17 protein-coding genes are annotated in these 19,003 nt (G+C 70.9%); 13 read left to right on the top strand and 4 right to left on the bottom strand.

The window, feature by feature from the left end; genetic code table 11:
• Nucleotides 1-109: 109 nt before the first annotated feature.
• Together argH and OG709_RS05775 are read left to right on the top strand one after the other, a co-directional pair.
• Nucleotides 110-1,537: an argininosuccinate lyase gene (gene argH, locus OG709_RS05780; protein ID WP_326695200.1), complete on the top strand. Its 1,428-nt coding sequence runs from the start codon at nucleotides 110-112 to the stop codon at nucleotides 1,535-1,537.
• A gap of 133 nt (nucleotides 1,538-1,670) precedes the next feature.
• On the top strand, nucleotides 1,671-2,642 hold the full coding sequence (locus OG709_RS05775) for an aldo/keto reductase (protein ID WP_250303360.1): 972 nt from the start codon (nucleotides 1,671-1,673) through the stop codon (nucleotides 2,640-2,642).
• Nucleotides 2,643-2,689: 47 nt separating this feature from the next.
• On the opposite strand, the gene OG709_RS05770 is transcribed toward OG709_RS05775, so the two are convergent.
• Nucleotides 2,690-3,634: a ribose-phosphate diphosphokinase gene (locus OG709_RS05770; RefSeq protein WP_250303362.1), complete on the bottom strand. Its 945-nt coding sequence runs from the start codon at nucleotides 3,632-3,634 to the stop codon at nucleotides 2,690-2,692.
• A gap of 132 nt (nucleotides 3,635-3,766) precedes the next feature.
• On the opposite strand from OG709_RS05770, the gene OG709_RS05765 reads away from it, so the two are divergent.
• Complete coding sequence (locus OG709_RS05765; RefSeq protein ID WP_250303363.1) at nucleotides 3,767-4,318, top strand: TetR/AcrR family transcriptional regulator; 552 nt, start codon at nucleotides 3,767-3,769, stop codon at nucleotides 4,316-4,318.
• Nucleotides 4,315-5,844 (top strand): MFS transporter, encoded by a 1,530-nt coding sequence (locus tag OG709_RS05760; RefSeq protein ID WP_250303364.1) that lies wholly within the window; start codon nucleotides 4,315-4,317, stop codon nucleotides 5,842-5,844. The genes OG709_RS05765 and OG709_RS05760 overlap by 4 nt, the downstream gene beginning before the upstream one ends.
• A 73-nt stretch (nucleotides 5,845-5,917) precedes the next feature.
• Here OG709_RS05760 and OG709_RS05755 read toward each other — a convergent pair whose 3' ends face one another.
• Entirely contained in the window at nucleotides 5,918-6,589 is a 672-nt protein-coding gene (locus OG709_RS05755; RefSeq protein WP_250303365.1) for a lysophospholipid acyltransferase family protein, read from the bottom strand.
• A 226-nt stretch (nucleotides 6,590-6,815) separates the two neighbouring features.
• Here OG709_RS05755 and OG709_RS05750 point away from each other — a divergent pair, with 226 nt between their 5' ends.
• The 3 genes from OG709_RS05750 (at nucleotide 6,816) to OG709_RS05740 (ending at nucleotide 9,071) form a co-directional block, all read left to right on the top strand.
• Nucleotides 6,816-7,964 (top strand): glycerophosphodiester phosphodiesterase, encoded by a 1,149-nt coding sequence (locus OG709_RS05750; RefSeq protein ID WP_266643923.1) that lies wholly within the window; start codon nucleotides 6,816-6,818, stop codon nucleotides 7,962-7,964.
• Nucleotides 7,965-8,036: 72 nt separating this feature from the next.
• Nucleotides 8,037-8,531, top strand: a complete 495-nt coding sequence (locus OG709_RS05745; protein WP_250303367.1) for a sigma-70 family RNA polymerase sigma factor — start codon at nucleotides 8,037-8,039, stop codon at nucleotides 8,529-8,531.
• A gap of 36 nt (nucleotides 8,532-8,567) precedes the next feature.
• Nucleotides 8,568-9,071: a GNAT family N-acetyltransferase gene (locus tag OG709_RS05740; RefSeq protein WP_250303369.1), complete on the top strand. Its 504-nt coding sequence runs from the start codon at nucleotides 8,568-8,570 to the stop codon at nucleotides 9,069-9,071.
• Between the two features lie 25 nt (nucleotides 9,072-9,096).
• Here the strand turns inward: OG709_RS05740 and OG709_RS05735 are convergent, their stop codons facing one another.
• Nucleotides 9,097-9,507, bottom strand: coding sequence for a hypothetical protein (locus OG709_RS05735; protein ID WP_250303371.1), 411 nt, complete (start codon nucleotides 9,505-9,507; stop codon nucleotides 9,097-9,099).
• 2 nt (nucleotides 9,508-9,509) lie between these two features.
• Complete coding sequence (locus OG709_RS05730; protein ID WP_329165104.1) at nucleotides 9,510-9,869, bottom strand: hypothetical protein; 360 nt, start codon at nucleotides 9,867-9,869, stop codon at nucleotides 9,510-9,512.
• A gap of 557 nt (nucleotides 9,870-10,426) precedes the next feature.
• Between OG709_RS05730 and OG709_RS05725 the strand changes: the two genes are divergently transcribed.
• The 6 genes from OG709_RS05725 to cobT all read left to right on the top strand — a co-directional run bounded on the left by OG709_RS05725 (nucleotide 10,427) and on the right by cobT (nucleotide 18,972).
• A complete protein-coding gene (locus OG709_RS05725; protein ID WP_329165103.1) occupies nucleotides 10,427-11,464 on the top strand; it encodes a methionine ABC transporter ATP-binding protein in 1,038 nt (345 codons plus the stop codon).
• Complete coding sequence (locus OG709_RS05720; RefSeq protein WP_250303375.1) at nucleotides 11,461-12,132, top strand: methionine ABC transporter permease; 672 nt, start codon at nucleotides 11,461-11,463, stop codon at nucleotides 12,130-12,132. Before OG709_RS05725 ends, OG709_RS05720 begins: the two co-directional genes overlap by 4 nt.
• Before the next feature lie 72 nt (nucleotides 12,133-12,204).
• On the top strand, nucleotides 12,205-13,065 hold the full coding sequence (locus OG709_RS05715) for a MetQ/NlpA family ABC transporter substrate-binding protein (RefSeq protein WP_250303377.1): 861 nt from the start codon (nucleotides 12,205-12,207) through the stop codon (nucleotides 13,063-13,065).
• A 135-nt stretch (nucleotides 13,066-13,200) separates the two neighbouring features.
• Nucleotides 13,201-13,848: a GNAT family N-acetyltransferase gene (locus tag OG709_RS05710; protein WP_250303379.1), complete on the top strand. Its 648-nt coding sequence runs from the start codon at nucleotides 13,201-13,203 to the stop codon at nucleotides 13,846-13,848.
• A gap of 145 nt (nucleotides 13,849-13,993) precedes the next feature.
• Nucleotides 13,994-15,172 carry a precorrin-6y C5,15-methyltransferase (decarboxylating) subunit CbiE gene (gene cbiE, locus OG709_RS05705; protein ID WP_250303380.1) on the top strand — a complete coding sequence of 393 codons (1,179 nt, stop codon included), beginning with the start codon at nucleotides 13,994-13,996 and terminating at the stop codon, nucleotides 15,170-15,172.
• Between the two features lie 311 nt (nucleotides 15,173-15,483).
• Nucleotides 15,484-18,972, top strand: a complete 3,489-nt coding sequence (gene cobT, locus OG709_RS05700) for a nicotinate-nucleotide--dimethylbenzimidazole phosphoribosyltransferase (RefSeq protein WP_329165100.1) — start codon at nucleotides 15,484-15,486, stop codon at nucleotides 18,970-18,972.
• The last annotated feature ends 31 nt before the right edge of the window (nucleotides 18,973-19,003 follow it).

The following is a 19,003-nucleotide window of genomic DNA, read 5'->3' as shown; positions in this document are numbered from 1 at the left end:
GCGCGCCCTTCATCGACGGCTTTGACAAAACATACGGACCACTGCATAGTTATGCCTAGCGATGAGTGCGCGACCGTACATGTCACCCACCCACTTGAGGAGCAGCCCAGTGAGCAGCAATACCGGTGACGTCCGGCTCTGGGGCGGCCGTTTCGCCGACGGTCCTGCCGAGGCGCTGGCCCAGCTGTCCGCGTCCGTCCACTTCGACTGGCGGCTCGCCCCGTACGACATCGCCGGATCCCGCGCCCACGCCCGCGCGCTGCACGAGGCGGGGCTGCTCACCGAGGACGAGCTGACCCGGATGCTCGACGGTCTCGACCGGCTCGAAGCGGACGTCGCCGACGGCTCGTTCACCGGCACCGTCGCCGACGAGGACGTTCACACCGCCCTGGAACGCGGACTCCTGGAGCGCCTCGGTCCCGACCTCGGCGGCAAACTGCGTGCGGGCCGGTCCCGCAACGACCAGATCGCGACCCTCTTCCGGATGTACCTCCGCGACCACGCCCGGATCATCGGCGGCCTGATCGCCGAACTCCAGGACGCGCTGGTCGGTCTTGCCGAAGCCCACCCGGACGTCGCGATGCCGGGACGTACCCACCTCCAGCACGCCCAGCCGGTCCTCTTCTCGCACCACGTGCTGGCCCATGCCCAGTCCCTGTCCCGGGACGCCGAGCGGCTGCGGCAGTGGGACGACCGTACGGCCGTGTCGCCCTACGGTTCGGGCGCGCTGGCCGGATCCTCGCTGGGGCTCGACCCGGAGGCGGTCGCCGCGGACCTCGGCTTCGAGCACGGCTCGGTGGGCAACTCCATGGACGGCACGGCCGCCCGTGACTTCGCGGCCGAGTTCGCCTTCATCACGGCGATGATCGGCGTCAACCTCTCGCGGATCGCGGAGGAGATCATCATCTGGAACACGAAGGAGTTCTCCTTCGTGACGCTGCACGACGCCTTCTCGACCGGGTCGTCGATCATGCCGCAGAAGAAGAACCCGGACATCGCGGAGCTGGCGCGCGGCAAGTCCGGGCGCCTGATCGGCAACCTGACCGGGCTGATGGCCACGCTCAAGGCCCTCCCGCTCGCGTACAACCGCGACCTCCAGGAGGACAAGGAGCCGGTCTTCGACTCCTGCGACCAGCTGGAGGTCCTGCTCCCGGCGTTCACCGGCATGATGGCGACGCTGACCGTGCACCGCGAGCGCCTGGAGGAGCTGGCCCCGGCCGGATTCTCGCTCGCCACCGACATCGCCGAGTGGCTGGTCAGGCAGGGCGTGCCGTTCCGGGTCGCGCACGAGGTGGCCGGTGAGTGCGTCAAGGAGTGCGAGCAGCACGGCATCGAGCTCGACCAGCTCACGGACGAGCAGTTCGCGAAGATCTCCGAGCACCTCACACCCGAGGTGCGTACGGTGCTGAACGTCCCGGGCGCCCTGGCGTCCCGCAACGGGCGCGGCGGCACGGCGCCGTCGGCCGTCGCCGTACAGCTCGTCGAGGTCAAGGCGAACCTGGTCGTCCAGCACGCCTGGGCCACGGCGAAGAAGTAGGGCTCTCGTCCGACCCCGGCTCCGCCCCCACCGGCGCCCGGCACCTTTCCACACAGGTGCCGGGCGCTGTCGTGCGTGATCGCGGGTACAGGTGTCAGGGACCGCACTCTCCGACCCGCGCAGGGAGACCCCGATGCCCTTCGCCCGCCTCACGGCAGCGACCACCCCCACGGCCCACATCGGACTCGGCCTCGCGGCCGTAGGCAGACCGGGGTACATCAACCTCGGTCGCGACCGCGATCTGCCGGCCGAACGCACCCCCGAGACCCTGCTCGCCCGTACGCATGAACTTCTGGACGCCGCCTACGCGCAGGGCGTCCGCTACTTCGATGTCGCGCGTTCCTACGGCCGCGCGGAAGCGTTCCTCGCCGAATGGCTGCGGGCCCGCCCCGCCGTCCAGGACGTGGTGATCGGCAGCAAGTGGGGCTACACCTACACCGCCGACTGGCGCACCGACGCCGACGTCCACGAGGTCAAGGACCACGGCCTCACCACCTTCGAACGGCAGCGCACCGAGACCGGCATGCTGCTGGGGGAGCGCCTCGACCTCTACCAGGTGCACTCGCTCACCGCGGACAGCCCGGCCCTCACCGACACGGGGCTGCACACCCGGCTGGCGGCGCTCGCCGCGGAGGGCGTGACGGTCGGCTTCTCCACGAGCGGCCCGGACCAGGCGGACACCGTCCGGGCCGCGCTCGCTGTCACCGTCGACGGGGAGCCCCTCTTCCGGGCGGTCCAGAGCACCTACAACCTGCTGGACACCGCGGTGGGCGAGGCCCTGGCGGAGGCTCATGAAGCGGGCCTGGGTGTGATCGTCAAGGAAGCGGTCGCCAACGGGCGCCTCGCGGGAGCAGCGGCGCCCGCCCTGCTGCGCGACATCGCGGAGGAGACCGGCGCGACCGCGGACGCCGTCGCCCTGGCCGCGATCCTGCGCCGTCCCTGGGTGGACGTGGTGCTCTCCGGCGCCGCGACCACGCTCCAGCTGTCGGCCAATCTGCACGCCGCGGTGGTCGACCTCGACGAGGAGCAGCTGGAGCGGCTGGCCGGGCTGCGGGAGGAGCCCTCCGCGTACTGGCAGCAGCGCGCGAAACTGCCCTGGAACTGAGCGGCCGGCCGCCCGTACGTGTGACGTGCGCGTACGGGCGGCCGGGCTCAGGACGGGTCGAACAGGGCGCTGACCGATTCCCCGTTGTGGATCCGCCGCATCGCCTCGGCCAGGGCCGGAGCGATGGAGAGGACCGTCAGCTTGTCGGTGTGCTCCGCGACCGGTATCGGCACGGTGTTCGTGCAGACGATCTCCAGTACGTCGGGCTGGTCCGAGAGCCGCTTGAGCGCCCCGGCGGCGAAGAGTCCGTGCGTACAGGCCACCCGGATCGAACGCGCCCCCAACTCGCGCAGCCGCTCCAGGAGTTCCAGTACCGTGCTGCCCTTGGCGATCTCGTCGTCCAGCACGATGACATCGCGCCCGGCGACCTCACCGATGACGGAACTGATGGCCACCCGGTCGTCCGCGAACCGCTGCTTGGCACCGGCGGCGACCTGGACCCCGAGCATCCGGGCGAACGCCGCGGCCTCCTTGGCGTTGCCGAGGTCGGGTGAGACGACGGTGGTGCGGGACAGGTCGTAGCCGCTGAAGTGCTCGGCCAGTTCCCGCAGGGCGTGCAGATGGTCCACGGGGACGGAGAAGAATCCGTGGACCTGGGGGGAGTGCAGGGTCAGGGCCAGGACCCGGCTCGCGCCGGAGTTCACCAGCAGATCGGCCACCAGGCGTCCGCCGATGGAGATCCGCGGCGCGTCCTTCTTGTCCGAACGGGCATAGGCGTAGTGCGGCATCACCACGGTGATCCGGCCCGCCGAGGCGCCGCGGGCCGCGTCGCACATCAGGAGAAGCTCGACGAGGTTCTCCTGCACCGGTGTGACCAGCGGCTGGATCAGGAAAACGTCCCGCTCGCGGCAGTTGGCCTGGAGCTGGACCTCCAGGCAGTCGTTGGCGAACCGGTTGATCCGCACCGGGCTCAGCGGGACCCCCAGATGTGTGGTGACCTCCGCTGCCAATTCGGGGTGGGCGCTACCGCTGAATACAGCGATGTCTCGCACGTACCGCTCCTCGTTCCGTCGAGTTCCGTCGAACCGGTATGTCGGTCACATCGTAGTGGCCGAGGACGAGGCGCGACGCGCCCAGTCGTATCGGATGAGACATTGATGTCTCATGTCGAGTATGGTCGTCTCATGACTGTCGACCGGGACCAGGTGCTGCGCACCGCCGCCGCCCTCCTCACCCGCAGGGCGACCGCCACGATGGATGAGGTGGCGCGCGCCGCCGGGATCGGCCGGGCCACCCTGCACCGGCACTTCGCCGGCCGGGACGCGCTGGTCAGAGCGCTGGAGGAGCTCGGTATCGCGGAGTTCGAGTCGGCGCTCGACGCGGCGAGGATAGACGAGGGACCGGCTGCCGCCGCGCTGCGCCGGTTCATCACGGAAGTCGAGTCGGCCGCCGGACTGCTCGCCTTCCTCGTCACCGAGAACGAGCTCTTCGAGGGCGAGGAGCTGAACGAGGGCTGGGCCAGGCTCGACGCCCGGGTCTCCGCCCTGTTCCGCCGGGGCCAGGAAGCCGGTGAGTTCCGGATCGACCTCACCCCCGCCTGGCTGACCGAGGCGCTGTACGGGCTCATCGGCAGCGGTGCCTGGGCCGTGCAGGACGGCCGGGTCGCGGCCAAGGACTTTTCGTACATGATCGCCGAGCTGCTGCTCGGCGGCGCACAGCGGAGTGTGGAGAAATGACCAGTACCGTCCGGCCCGCGAAGGACTCCGGGGCCGCCCCCAGCCGTAGCCGCTGGCTGGCCCTCGCCGTTCTCGTCCTCGCCGTGCTGCTGGTGGCCGTCGACGCCACCGTGCTCGGCCTCGCCACACCGTTCCTGAGCGAGGACCTCAAACCCTCGGGCACCCAACTGCTGTGGATCGGGGACATCTACTCGTTCGTCATCGCCGGCCTGCTGGTCTCGATGGGCAGCCTCGGCGACCGGATCGGCCGTAAGAAGCTGCTGCTCACCGGCGCTGTCGCCTTCGGCGGGGTCTCCGTGCTCAACGCCTATGCGAGCAGTCCGGAAATGATGATCGCCGCCAGGGCCCTGCTCGGCGTCGCCGGTGCGACGCTGATGCCCTCCACCCTCGCGCTGATCCGCAACATCTTCCACGACCCGAAGGAACGCAGCCTGGCCGTCGGGATCTGGGGCGCCGCCGCATCGGCGGGTACGGCCGTCGGCCCGGTGGTCGGCGGGTTCCTGCTGGAGAACTTCTGGTGGGGGTCGGTCTTCCTCATCAACCTGCCGGTGATGCTGGTGCTCGTCCTGGTCGGTATGAAGCTGCTGCCGGAGTCGCGCGACCCGGCCCCCGGCCCGTGGGACCTGGTCAGTGTGGCCCTCTCACTGGTCGGCGTGATGGCGGTGGTGTACGCGGTGAAGGAGGCGGCTGCCAACGGATTCCGCTGGGACATCCTGGCGTCCGCGATCGTCGGAGTACTCGCCCTGCTCTGGTTCGCGCGCCGCCAGCTGACCCTGAAGTCGCCGCTGCTCGACATGCGCCTGTTCCACCACCGCGGCTTCTCCGGCGCCGTGCTGGCCGACCTGCTGACCATTCTCGGACTGTCCGGTCTGGTCTTCTTCCTCTCGCAGTTCCTCCAATTGGTCCAGGGGCGTTCCCCGCTGGAGGCCGGGCTCATCGAACTCCCCGCCGCCGTAGGAGCGGTCGGCACGGGCCTGATGGCCGGACGCGTGGCGCGCAGGGCATCGGTACGGAGCGCGGTGGCCGGCGGTCTGGCGGCGGTGGCGGTGGCCCTCGCGGGCTGTGTGGCGGTCAGCGCGTCGACGGGGGTCGTGGCCCTGGGGCTGGCCCTGTTCTTCGGCGGCCTCGGAGCGGGTCTGGCCTTCACCGTGACCTCCGACGTCATCCTCTCCAGCGTCCCGAAGAACCAGGCGGGGGCGGCGTCCGCGGTGTCCGAGACCGCGTACGAACTGGGCGCGGCGCTCGGGATCGCCCTGCTCGGCTCGGTGGTCACCGGGATCTACCGGGGCTTCTCCATCCCGCACGGAGTCCCGTCCGGTGCCGCCACCGAGGCGCACGATTCGCTCGGCGGCGCCGTCGAGGCGGCGAAGACACTGCCGCACGACCAGGGCGCCGCCCTGCTCTCCTCCGCCCAGGAGGCCTTCACCCATGGCTTCCAGGCGGCGGCCGGAGTCGGCTCCGCCGTCCTGTTCGCCACAGCGGTGACGTCGTGGTTCCTGCTCAAGGGGCAGAAGCTCGACATCTGACGCGTACCGGCGCGCACATGACCGAGGGCCACCCGGAGCGTCCCGGGTGGCCCTCGGCCGAAAGTTCCTACGGTCAGGCGGCCTTGGCCTTCGTCGCGTACATGTCCACGTACTCCTGGCCCGACAGGCGCATGACCTCGGTCATCACCGAGTCCGTCACCGCGCGCAGTACATAGCGGTCGCGGTCCATGCCGTCGTAGCGGGAGAACTCCATCGGCTCACCGAAGCGGACCGTGACCTTCCCGGGCCGCGGCAGACCCGAGCCGCTCGGCTGGAGCTTGTCGGTGCCGATCATCGCGAACGGCACCACCGGCGCGCCCGTCATCAGCGTCAGACGCGCGATGCCCGTACGGCCGCGGTACAGCCGTCCGTCGGGGGAGCGGGTGCCCTCCGGGTAGATGGAGAACGCCTTGCCGTCCTCCAGCACCTGGCGGCCGGTCATCAGCGCGGCGACACCGCCGCGTCCACCGTCGCGGTCCACCGGAATCATCCCGACACCGGTGAAGAACCAGGCCATCAGACGGCCCTTCAGCCCCTTGCCCGTGACGTACTCGTCCTTGCCGATGAAGAACACCTGACGCTGCAGACAGATCGGCATGATCATCGAGTCGATGAACGTCAGATGGTTGCCGGCGAGGATGACCGGGCCCGTACCGGGGATGTTCTCGACGCCCTCCACCCGCGGGCGGAACATCAGACGCATGATCGGTCCGAGCACTGCCTTGATGAGCGCGAGTCGGGACAACGGTTCCTCCGGAGTCGTGGCTGGGCAGCCGCTATGAAGTATGTGCAGGTGAGTACGGTACTCGCGAGCTGTGTCCGCGCGCACATCGGGTTCATCGAACACATACGCAGTGTTGACGTATGTTCCCGCTGTGTTGCGCGGAGTTCCACCCCCGTGCGGGCCCCGGATGCCTACGATCAGGCACTTCAGAGTTGACAGGTGCGGGACATCACAGTCAGGAGTGCTCATGCGTCACAGCACGGAGACAGGACCCGGACGGCGGACGCTGCTCGGCGCGGCGGTGCTCGGTACGGCGGCTCTCGGTCTGTCCGGTACGGCGCGGGCCGACGCACGCGGCACCGGACACGGCACCTCGTACCAGGACCTGCCGGTGCCCACGGTCATCGGGCACCGCGGCACGGCCGGTTACCGCCCCGAGCACACCCTCGGCTCCTACCAGCACGCCCTCGACCTGGGCGCGCACATCGTCGAGCAGGATGTGGTGCCCACCAAGGACGGGCACCTCGTCTGCCGCCACGAGAACGACATCTCCGCGACCACGGACGTCTCCGCGCACCCCGAGTTCGCGGGACGCCGGACCACCAAGACCGTCGACGGCACGGCCATCAACGGCTGGTTCACCGAGGACTTCACGCTCGCCGAACTCAAGACGCTGCGCGCCAAGGAGCGCATCCCGGGCAACCGCCAGCACAACACCCTCTACGACGGCCGCTGGGACGTCCCCACCTTCGAGGAGGTGCTCCGGTGGGCGGCGGAGGAGGGCCGCAGGCGCGGAAAGCCGGTCTGGCTCTACACCGAGACCAAGCACCCCACCTACTTCCGCAAGCTCGGGCTCGGCCTGGAGGAGCGCCTCGTCGCACTCCTGCGCGCGTACGGCCGTGACCGCCGCGACTCCCCGCAGTTCCTCCAGTCGTTCGAACCGAGCTCCATCCAGCGCCTCTCCCGGCTCGTCACCACGCCGGGCATCGTGCTGCTCTCGGCCCCGGACAGCAGGCCCTGGGACTTCGTGGAGTCGGGCGACCGGCGGACCGTCGCCGACCTCCAGACCCCTGCGGGGCTGAAGTGGATCGCCTCCTACGCCCAGGGGATCGGCCCGACCCTCGACTCGGTCATCCCGAAGGACGCGGCAGGCAGGCTCACCGAGCCGACCACCCTGGTCCGGGACGCCCACGCGCGGGGCCTGCTGCTGCACCCGTACACGATGCGCAACGAGAACACCTTCCTGCCCGCGGACTTCCGGCGGGGCACCGACCCCAACGCCTACGGCGACGCCTTCGGCGCGTTCCGGACGTACTTCGCGACGGGCATCGACGGGGTCTTCACCGACAACGCGGACACCGCGCTGCTGGCCGCCGCCGACGTCCACCGGCGCTGAACGGATTTCCCGTACGGGTGAGATGCGGCCGCGAGGGCAACCGCGCCCTGTGACGGCCGCGTCCCGCCCGGCATGGATCTCGTCACCGAACTGAGCCCGCTGCTGGCGGCCGAGGCCGCGGCCGAAGCCGCCGCAGCCGGCGTGGACCCCGCCGATCTCGAACAGGCCGTCTGGGTACGCCTGCTGGAACAGTCCCCGGCCGAACCCAGGCGCTGGATGCGCTCGGCCGTACGGGCGGAGGCGCGCCGCGCCCGGCGCCGGGCCCGGCGGGAGACGCCGTACGGCATCGAGCCGACCGCGGACTCCGGGACGCACCCCGAACACCGGGCGCTGGCCGCCGAACGGCGCCGCGCCGTACGGGCCGCCGTCAGCCGGACACCGGGGCGCTGCCCCGAACTGCTGGGCGCGATGCTCTCGCCCGCCGACCCCACCTACCGGGAGATCGCAGGCGAGTTGGGTATGTCACAGGGCAGTCTGGGGCCGGTTCGTTCCCGTTGTCTGGGATGTCTGCGGAGAATGCTGACGGCGGAGATTGCGGCGCCCGTGCGGTGGGGAAAGGAGCGTTAGACATCGGGCGGACAAGTGAGCGGGAGGCATGCACACATGGGCATGAGCGTGACCATCTCGGGGGCAACTGCGCAGGACACCGAGCAGATCCTCAAGCTGCAGTATCTGTGCTACCAGGGCGAGGCCGAGCTCTACGGCGACTACTCCATCGAACCGCTCACCCAGACCCTGGACGCCCTGCGGGCCGAACTGGCCGACGGGTACGGGCTGGTGGCCCGCCTGGGAGACGAAGTGGTGGCGTCGGTACGCGGCGGGGTCGACGCCTCGGGCACGGTCCGGATCGCCAAACTGATCGTGCACCCGAGGATGCAGCGGCACGGCATCGGTGGCCGGCTGCTCACCGCCATCGAGAGGCAGTTCGCCTCCGAGGCCGCCGCCAAGCGCTTCCAGCTGTTCACCGGACAGCGCAGCGAGGGCAATCTGCGGCTGTACCGCAGCCATGGATACGTACCGGTGTCCACGGAGCGGGTCGGTCGCGCACTCACCGTGGTGACGCTGGAGAAGGAGGCCGGGGCGCGGGCGTACGTACAGAGCGCCTAGGACCTGCCGGGGAGATCCTGCCGGATCAGCGCCTGGCCCTGCGCAGCCACAGCATGCCCAGCACCGGCAGGATCACCGGGATGAAGAGGTAGCCCATCCCGTAGTCCGACCAGACCGTGGCGTCCGGGAACGCGTCCGGCGCGGCCAGTGTCCAGGTGCCGACGACGAGGACGAAGAGCAGCTCGGCGGCGCAGCAGACCAGCGCCGCCCGGCGTGCCTTCTCCCCGCCGCGGACCAGCGAGTAGGTGATGAAGCCGTACACCACGGCGGCGACGGCCGACAGCGAGTAGGCGAGCGGGGCCTTCCCGAAGTCCATGATCATCTGGACGATCGAGCGGGACGCCGCGGCGACCGTGAACACTCCGTAGAACCAGACGAGCACCCGGCCCGGCCCCGTGCCCAGCTCGTACCGGGGCTTCTCCTCGGCTGTGGTCATCGTCAGTTTCCCCAGATGTCGTAGAGCCGGACTTCCAGCACGGCCAGGACCACCGCGCCCGCGGCCACCGTCACCGGCCCCCAGCGGGTCCGTTCGGTCAGCGAGAGGAACCCGGCCGCGGGCACGGCGGCGAACGCGCCGATCAGATACGCGATGAAGATCGCCTTGCCCTGCTCCGGCTGCTCACCCCGCCCCAGTTGCACGATTCCGACGACCAGCTGTGCCAGTGCGAGGACCGACACCACGGCCATGCCGATGAAGTGCCAGTCCTTGGTGGGCTGGTCCCGGTAGGCGGCGTAGCCGCACCAGGCGGCGAGTGCGAGCGCGGCCACTGTGACCACGACCGTCAGGGCGACAAGCATGGAGCCGAGGGTATTACGGGGCGAACGGTCCGCCGCGCGCGCCCCCGGCTCCGGGGCCGGGACCAAGATCGTGGCCTTGGCCACAGCGCACGGGTGCCGCCGGGTGCCGCCCGACGCCGTGACCGTCCCGGCCGACATGGCATCGACGCAGGTCACAAGCGGTTCGACGGCGGTTTCGGCAGGCTCGGGACGACCGATCCACCGGCGTCCGGTATTCGGACAGCCGGAAGGGGGCGCTCCTCACGTCTGCTTTACTTGCCGCATGACCACGACGAGCAGCCGCACCTTTGCGACCGAGGCGATCACGACGCCCGGTGCTCGTTGTATGTGTCGAATGCGCGCTTTCTGAGGGTCCTTGCCCGCGCCCCGAAGCGGGACCGAGAGCCGAACCGTTCGAGTCCGGCCGTTCGAGTCCGTACGTTCCACCGTGGACGGCAGCGGACTCGCCCCGCGCGCAGCGCCTTCCGGTCACCACCGTTACGGCCGTGCCGCGCATCCAGACGAATGCCCCGTGCCGGCGGACACCGCGCCGCGCACTCGACAGTGACGGAAATTCTGTGATCACCACCACCGGCCTGACGAAGGTCTACGCCTCGCGCAGCCGTGAGGTCACCGCCCTGGACGGGGTCGATCTGCACGTACGGGAGGGCGAGGTGTTCGGCGTCGTAGGGCAGAGCGGCGCCGGGAAGTCCTCGCTCATCCGCTGCGTCAACCTCCTCGAGCGGCCCACCTCGGGCACCGTGAGCGTGGACGGTGTCGACCTCACCGCCCTCGCCGGACGCGGCTCCCGCGCAGGCCGTGAACTGCGCGCCGCCCGCAGCCGCATCGGCATGGTCTTCCAGCACTTCAACCTGCTGTCCTCGCGCACCGTGCAGGACAACGTCGAACTGCCGCTGGAGATCCTCGGAGTCACCGGCAGGACCCGCTCGCGCAAGGCGCTCGAACTGCTGGAACTGGTCGGGCTCGCCGACCGGGCGAAGTCCTATCCCGGGCAGCTCTCCGGCGGGCAGAAGCAGCGCGTCGGCATCGCCCGAGCGCTGGCGGGTGACCCGAAGGTCCTGCTGTCCGACGAGGCGACGTCCGCCCTCGACCCGGAGACCACCCGCTCGATCCTTCAGCTGCTGCGCGATCTCAACCGGCAGCTGGGTCTGACCGTCCTGCTCATCACGCACGAGATGGACGTCGTCAAGACGGTCTGCGACTCGGCCGCGCTGATGAAGCGGGGCCGGATCGTGGAGTCGGGAACCGTCGGCGAACTCCTCGCGACCCCCGGCTCCGAACTCGCCCACGAGCTGTTCCCGGTGGGCGGCGACCCCTCGGAACCGGGCCGCACGGTCATCGACATCACCTTCCACGGGGACAGCACCGCCCGCCCGGTCATCTCCCAGCTCTCCCGTACCTACAACATCGACATATCGATCCTGGGTGCAGCGATGGACACCGTCGGCGGTCACCAGATCGGCCGGATGCGCATCGAACTGCCCGGCTCGTTCGAGGAGAACGTCGTGCCCATCGGGTTCCTGCGCGAACAGGGCCTCCAGGTCGAAGTGGCCGGTGCCGAGATCCCCGTGCTCACCGAGGAGGGCGTCAAGTGAACTGGTCGGAAATGCAGCCGCTGCTCTCCCAGGGAACCACCGACACCCTCTACATGGTCCTGTGGGCCACGGTCGTCACGGTCCTCGTCGGGCTGCCGCTCGGGGTGCTCCTGGTCCTCACCGACAAGGGCGGGCTGCTCCAGAACCGCCCGGTCAACAAGATCGTCGGCGTGATCGTGAACATCGGGCGCTCCCTGCCGTTCATCATCCTGCTGATCGCGCTGATCCCGTTCACCACCTTCGTCGTCGGCACCTTCATCGGCCCGACGGCGATGATCGTGCCCCTCGCGATCGGCGCCATCCCCTTCTTCGCCCGGCTCGTCGAGACCGCCGTCCGCGAGGTCGACCACGGCCTCGTCGAAGCGGTCCAGTCGATGGGCGGCAGCGTGCCCACCATCGTCCGCAAGGTGCTGCTCCCGCAGTCGCTGCCGTCGCTGGTCTCCGGAGTCACCACCACCGTCATCGTCCTCATCGGGTACTCCGCGATGGCCGGAGCGGTCGGCGGCGAAGGGCTCGGCTCCAAGGCGATCACCTACGGCTACCAGCGCTTCGAGAACAACTTCATGATCGCGACAGTGATCGTGCTGGTCGTGCTCGTCACCCTGATCCAGCTGATCGGCGACGCGGCCGTACGTCTGCTGGCGCGCCGGGGGCGCACCTCCTCGTAGAACTTTCCTCCGCACAGAGCCCGCACTCCTTGTCCGGGCGACATCCCGCACCACCAGAAAGAGGCACTTTTCGTGCGTAACTCAGTCAAGATCTCCGTGTCCGCTGCCGCCGTCGCCGCCCTGGCCTTCGGTCTCACCGCCTGCGGCACCTCGTCCGACCCGTCCAGCAAGCCCGAGGGCGCCAAGGCGGACACCAGCAAGCCGCTGATCGTCGCGGCCTCCCCGGTCCCGCACGCCGACATCCTCGACTACGTCAAGACCCATCTGGCGGCCAAGGCCGGACTCAAGCTCCAGGTCAAGGAGTTCACCGACTACGTCCTGCCGAACAAGGCCACCGAGACCGGCCAGGTCGATGCGAACTTCTTCCAGCACAAGCCCTACCTCGACGACTTCAACAAGAAGAACGGCACCCACCTCGTGCCCGTCGTCGGCGTGCACCTGGAGCCGCTGGGGCTGTACTCGAAGAAGACCAAGGACCTGAAGTCCCTCACCTCGGGCAAGACGGTGGCCGTCCCCAACGACACGACCAACGAGGGCCGCGCGCTGAAGCTGCTCGCGGACAACGGGCTGATCACCCTCAAGCCCGGCGTGGGAAGTGACGCCGGGCTCTCGGACATCAAGGACAGCAAGGGCCTGAAGTTCAAGGAGCTGGAGGCGGCCACGCTGCCCCGCGCCCTGGACGACGTCGACGCCGCCGTGATCAACGGCAACTACGCGATCGACGCGAAGCTCACGCCCGCCAAGGACGCGCTCGCCCTGGAGAAGGCCGACGGCAACCCGTACGCCAACATCCTCGTGGTCAAGAAGGGGAGCGAGAAGGACCCGCGCGTGGTGAAGCTCGCCGAGCTCCTCAACTCCCCGCAGGTGAAGAAGTTCATCGACGACAAGTACCAGGGCGCGGTCATCCCCGCCTTCGGAGCCGTCAAGCCCTGACACCCGCACGGTTCTTGCGAGGCCCCGCGTACCCGTCCGGTACGCGGGGCCTCTCCGCGCGCACCCGGCCGTGCGGCGCCCGGCCGTCATGCTGCATGCTGTGGCTTTACGTCGGTCCCGGCCATGGAGCAGCGCATGACGACCACCTTCCCGGACATCTCCATCAGCACGGACCGGCTGGTGCTGCGCCCCTTCGAGGAGGCGGACATCCCGCCGCTGGCCGACATGATGAACGACGAGATGGTCACCGCGTGGACCTCGGCGCCCCACCCGTACCAGCACATCGACGGTGAACGGTGGGTCCGCAGGATCGCGCCCGCCGAGCGCACCACCGGGCGCGGCATCGTCCTCGCCGTCACCGAGTTCCTCACCCAGCGGCTCGTCGGGACGATCCATCTGCGCGCCACCAACTGGCGCACCCTCGCCACCGAGGTCCGCTATGTCACCGCCCCCTGGGCGCGCGGCGAGGGGTACGCCACCGAGGCGGTGCTCGCCGTCGCGCAGTGGCTCTTCCGGGACCAGAAGTTCGAACGCATCGAGTTGCGCACCCCCGCCGACAACACGGCGGCCCAGCAGGTCGCCCAGAAAGCCGGCTGCATCAGCGAGGGCGTCCTGCGCAACGCCTGGATAGCGCGGACCCGGACCGAGAACGGCACGGACGGCGGCTGGACCGACATCCGCACCGACCTCATCGTGTGGAGCCTGCTGCCCGAGGACCTGGACGGGATCGCCGACCAGCTGGCCGAGGCCAACGGGTACGGCACCTTCGACGACTGGAACTGACCCCCGCCTCTCGTCGGCCGCCGGCCGCAGCGGGTACTCTCGCGGTGCTCCCTCTCCCTACTCCACCTGCCCACCTGCCCACCTGCGCCGGTACGGGCAGCGCACCCGCACCGGTTCGAGTGACAACACCAGGAGACTGACGACGATGGCCGACCGGGTCACGGTGATCGGCTGGGACGGATCGCCCCTCACCGCAGCCGCCAGGTCCGCTCTCTCCGCGGCCACCCTGGTGGCCGGAGCCGCCCACCACCTCGCACTTCCGGAAGTGCCCGCCTCCGCCGAGCGGATCCGCCTGGGCAGCGTGAGTCTCGCCGCCCGCCGGATCGCCGGGCACCGTGGCAGCGCCGTTGTCCTCGCCGACGGAGACCCGGGCTTCCACGGCGTCGTACGCACCCTGCGTGCGCCCGAACACGGCCTGGAGGTCGAGGTAGTCCCCGCGGTCTCCTCCGTCGCCGCCGCTTTCGCCCGCGCCGGGATGCCGTGGGACGACGCGGAGGTCGTCGTCGCCCACCCGCGTACGCTCCGGCGCGCGGTCAATGTCTGCCGGGCGCACGGCAAGGTCGCCGTGCTCACCTCGCCCGGCGCCGGACCCGCGGAGCTGGCCCTGCTCCTCGAAGGCGTCCACCGCACCTTCGTCATCTGCGAGGAACTCGGCACCGAGCGCGAGCAGGTCACCGTGCTGACCTCCGACAAGGCGGCGGACCACACCTGGCGCGACCCGAATGTCGTCATCGTCATCGGCGGCAACGGAGCGGCCGAGGCCCCCGCCGTACGGGGCTGGGCGCTGCCGCCCGCGGAGTACGGAGAGGGCCTGAACGAGGGCGAGCACGCCGGGCTGCGCGCCGCCCAACTGGCCCGTCTCGGCCCGCGCACCGGCGACCTGGTCTGGGACATCGGCTCCGGCAGCGGGGCGCTCTCCGTCGAGGCGGCCCGCTTCGGCGCCGCGGTCATCGCCGTCGACGCCGACCCCGCCGCCTGCGCGCGCACCGACGCCGCCGCCCGCCGCTTCGGCGTGCGGCTCCAGATCATCCACGGACGCGCACCCCATGTCCTGGAGCGGCTTCCCGAGCCCGATGTCGTACGGATCGGGGGCGGCGGGGCAGCAGTTGTCACCGCCTGCGCCGACCGCAGGCCCGAGCGCATCGTGACGCACGCCGGTACCCGGGACGAGGCCGAGGCGCTCGGAGCCGCTCTGGCCGAGGGCGGATACCTCGTCGAATGCGCGTTGCTGCAGTCCGTGGATCTGGACACCCGGTCCTGGGCGGAACGCACGCGGTCGGTGGTCTTCCTGGTGTCCGGCCGCCGTCCGGAAAGTGGCCCCTGACCCTGCTGCGGGACGGCGCGGGGTAGGCTGGCCGACTGTTGTACCGCAGCTGGGGGTTCGGCGCTTCGTTCGCCAATGTCCGGAAAAGGGAACCGTTTTGGGGCCTGGTGTGGTACGGCGGCACCGGGGACGCGCAACGTGGCGCAGCCCACAGCGGACCGTGGCAGGAATCCCTGCACGGCGTCGAACGGCCGTGACCATACTGAGTGTCCGCAGGCCTTTCGTACCGCGCGGCGTGCCCGCTCGTTGTTCTCAGTACGGGCGACCCGGTAAAGGGCTGAAGGAGCACTATGGATGGGCGAGGGGTACGCATGACCGACACCGGCCAGGTCCCGGGCGAGGGACAGCCGGGGAACGCAGGCTTGGTGGAGCAGCCGGGCCTCCCCGCCCCCGGTGCTTACACCTACCTCGACCCCTCCGAGAATCCCACCGAGGACGACGATCTGCTGCTGATGCCCGGCGCACAGGGCGCGTGGAGCGAGCCGCAGCAGCCCCAGCAGCAGGCGCAGTTCCCGCCCGACGGGCAGTTCCAGCCGCAGTTCCACCCGCAGGCGGACACCGCGCCGCTCGCCGAACCCGGCGCCCACGAGGCAGGCGGGCGCGACTCCGGCTCGGTGGATCTCGGTGCGGTGAGGGCCCAGGCCGCCGCGCACGCGGCGCCGTCCGCCACCGCGACCCCGCCGCCGCGCAGGCCGCTGCACATGGGTCCGCCCGTGCCCGACGCCACCGGTGGTGTGGTCCGCTCGCTGGCCGACCGCGGTCCCACCGCGACGCCGGCGAACCCCGTTCCGGTACGTGAGGCCGGACCGCAGACTCTCGGTCCCGAGTACCTGGACTTCCCGCGCGACGAGGCGGAGGCGCTGCCCGGACCGCAGCTCGGCGCTATCCCGCCGCAGGCCGGGGTGGCGTGGACCTCGCAGCCGCAGCCGGTGCAGTCCCCCACACCTTCCGTTCCCGCCGCCCCGGCCCAGCCCGAGGCACCGGCCTTCCCCGAGCCGGTGGCCGCCCAGCCGGAGACCCCGGCCGCCGCACCGGTCGACGTAGCTGCCGATGTACCGGTGGACGTACCGGTCGACGCCGCGCAGGCCGCTGCCGCGCCGTACGCGCCGGCGCCCGGTCCGGTCGACGCCGGACAGCCCGCACCTGGCCGGTTCGTCCCGGTCGAGGGTTCGTTGCCGTCCGCTCCCCATCTCGCTCCGACGCCGGTGGCAGTGGTGACGGCCCCGGCCGAGCAGCCCGCGGCAGCGCAGCCCGAGCAGGCCCCTGCGGAGCCGCGGACCACCGAGGCGGCGCAGGTCGCAGAGGTCCCGCAGCCCGCTGAGGCTGCTGAGCCCGCAGTGGACGCCGTCGTGGCAGCAGTGGAACCGGCGGCCACGCCCGCGCCGGAACCCGCAGCCGAACCGGTCGTGGAAGCCGTGGCCGAGCCCGTCACGGTGCCCGCACCCGAGGCACAGCCGGAGCCGGTCCTCGAAACCTGGCCCGACCCGGCCGCAGTCGCAGCGGAAGCGGAGGTGGACGCGGAGCCCGCCGGTACACGGACGGTGGCACCCGAGAGCGTCCCCGCACCCGCACCCGAGAACGTCCCCGCACCCGAGAACGTCCCCGCACCCGAGAACGTCCCCGCACCCGAGAACGTCCCCGCACCCGAAGCCGTTCCGGCGCCCGAGGCCGCTCCCGTTCCTGACGCCGTTCCCATAGATGCCGGGGAGCAGCAGCCCGAGCCGGTCGCGGCGACGGTGCCCGCCCCCCGCCACGGTGGACCGGCCGGGCAGACGCCCGCCGAGGAGCTGACCGTGCCGGTCCCGGCCGAGGCCGAGGCACCGCAGGAGACCGCTTCCGTCCAGGAAGCCGCGCCCCCGACGGCCCCCGCCGCTGTCACCGAGCCGCCCACAGCGGCCGAGCCCCGGCCCGGGTCCGTGCCTCAGCCCGAGTCCGTAGCGACACCGGCCCCCGAGCCCCAGCAGGCGCCCGTCGAGGCCGAGTCCGCAGAGGCCGTCGCAGAGACCGGACCCACGGCGGAAACGGCAGAGGCACCGGAAGCCGCGGCAGACCCCGCCGAGCCGGTCACCCCCGCCGCCTCCGGGTACGACGACGCCGAACGCGAAGCCGTACTGCGCGTCATGCGTGAACGCCGCGACATCCGCAACGGCTTCCGCAGCGACCCCATCCCGCACGAGGTGCTGCTGCGCGTCCTCGAAGCCGCGCACACCGCGCCGAGCGTCGGCCACTCCCAGCCCTGGGACTTCGTGGTCATCCGTTCCGCAGAGACCCGGCGCTCCATGCACGAACTGGCGCAGCGCCAGCGCGACGCCTACGCCAAGTCCCTTCCCAAGGGCCGCGCCAAGCAGTTCAAGGAACTGAAGATCGAGGCCATCCTCGACACCCCGGTCAACATCGTCGTCACCGCCGACCCGACCCGCGGTGGCCGCCACACCCTCGGACGGCACACCCAGCCGCAGATGGCGCCGTACTCCTCGGCCCTCGCCGTCGAGAACCTCTGGCTCGCCGCCCGCGCCGAGGGCCTCGGCGTCGGCTGGGTCAGCTTCTTCGACGAGCGGGAGATGGTCCGCGCCCTGGGCCTGCCCGAGCACCTCGAAGTCGTCGCCTACCTCTGCGTGGGATACGTCGACGAGTTCCCCGAGGAGCCCGAACTGATGCAGGCGGGCTGGTCGAAGCGCCGCCCGCTGTCCTGGGTCGTCCACGAGGAGACGTACGGCCGCCGCGCCCTCCCCGGTGCGGAGCCGCACGACCTGCTCCAGGAGACGATCACCAATATCCGGCCGCTGGACGCCAAGGCGCTCGGCGAGGCCTGGGACCGCCAGAAGCGGATGACCAAGCCCGCCGGGGCACTCGGGATGCTGGAGATCATCTCCGCGCAGCTGAGCGGGCTGTCCCGGATGTGTCCGCCGCCGATCCCGGAGCCCGCGGCCGTCGCGGTCTTCGCCGGGGACCACGGGGTGTACGCCCAGGGCGTCACCGCCTGGCCGCAGGAAGTGACCTGCCAGATGGTCGCCAACTTCCTGGGCGGCGGAGCGGTCTGCAACGCCTTCGCCAATCAGGTCGGGGCCGAGGTCTGCGTCGTCGACGTGGGTGTCGCCGGGGAACTCCCGGCCACCCCGGGCCTGTTGCCCCGCAAGGTCCGAGCCGGCACCGCCGACTTCACCACCGGTCCCGCGATGACACGGGAAGAAGCGCTCGCCGCGATCGAGGTCGGCATCGAGACGGCCCGTGACCTGGTGGCCGCAGGCAACAAGGCGCTGCTCACCGGCGAGATGGGCATCGCCAACACCACCGTGTCGGCCGCCCTGATCTGCGTCTACACCGGCCAGGACCCGACCGAGGTCACCGGCCGCGGCACCGGCATCAACGACGAGATGCACGCCCGCAAGGTCGACGTCGTCCGCCGGGGTCTGGAACTCCACCAGCCCGACCCCGCCGACCCGATCGGCGTCCTCGCCGCGGTCGGCGGCCTCGAACACGCCGCGCTGGTCGGCTTCCTGCTCGGCGGCGCCTCGCTCCGCACCCCGGTGATCCTGGACGGAGTGAGCGCGGGGGCGGCTGCCCTGGTCGCCCGCGCGATCGCCCCCGAGGCGCTGGCGGCCTGCATCGCCGGCCACCGCAGCGCGGAGCCCGGCCATGTCGCCGCCCTCAACAAGCTGGGCCTGCGCCCGCTGGTCGACCTCGACCTGCGGCTCGGCGAGGGCACCGGCGCCCTGCTCGCCCTCCCCGTCGTCCAGAGCGCGGCCCGCGCGATGCACGAAGTGGCCACCTTCGACTCGGCGGGCGTCACGGAGAAGTAGCGCAGCACGCGCGGGAGGGGCCGGGGTCAGT

The organism is Streptomyces sp. NBC_01267, from assembly GCF_036241575.1.
Classification (GTDB): Bacteria; Actinomycetota; Actinomycetes; order Streptomycetales; family Streptomycetaceae; genus Streptomyces.
Note: the sequence above shows the minus strand (reverse complement) of the source record. Positions and strands in the feature narration are given on the sequence as shown.

Excerpts from the sequence above, each read along its gene's own strand:
- OG709_RS05750 (WP_266643923.1), top strand. The coding sequence starts at position 6,816 with ATGCGTCACAGCACGGAGACAGGACCCGGACGGCGGACGCTGCTCGGC.
- OG709_RS05760 (WP_250303364.1), top strand. The coding sequence starts at position 4,315 with ATGACCAGTACCGTCCGGCCCGCGAAGGACTCCGGGGCCGCCCCCAGC.
- OG709_RS05710 (WP_250303379.1), top strand. The coding sequence starts at position 13,201 with ATGACGACCACCTTCCCGGACATCTCCATCAGCACGGACCGGCTGGTG.
- OG709_RS05765 (WP_250303363.1), top strand. The coding sequence starts at position 3,767 with ATGACTGTCGACCGGGACCAGGTGCTGCGCACCGCCGCCGCCCTCCTC.
- cbiE (WP_250303380.1), top strand. The coding sequence starts at position 13,994 with ATGGCCGACCGGGTCACGGTGATCGGCTGGGACGGATCGCCCCTCACC.
- OG709_RS05735 (WP_250303371.1), bottom strand. The coding sequence starts at position 9,507 with ATGACCACAGCCGAGGAGAAGCCCCGGTACGAGCTGGGCACGGGGCCG.
- OG709_RS05775 (WP_250303360.1), top strand. The coding sequence starts at position 1,671 with ATGCCCTTCGCCCGCCTCACGGCAGCGACCACCCCCACGGCCCACATC.
- cobT (WP_329165100.1), top strand. The coding sequence starts at position 15,484 with ATGACCGACACCGGCCAGGTCCCGGGCGAGGGACAGCCGGGGAACGCA.
- OG709_RS05740 (WP_250303369.1), top strand. The coding sequence starts at position 8,568 with ATGGGCATGAGCGTGACCATCTCGGGGGCAACTGCGCAGGACACCGAG.
- OG709_RS05745 (WP_250303367.1), top strand. The coding sequence starts at position 8,037 with ATGGATCTCGTCACCGAACTGAGCCCGCTGCTGGCGGCCGAGGCCGCG.
- OG709_RS05730 (WP_329165104.1), bottom strand. The coding sequence starts at position 9,869 with ATGCTTGTCGCCCTGACGGTCGTGGTCACAGTGGCCGCGCTCGCACTC.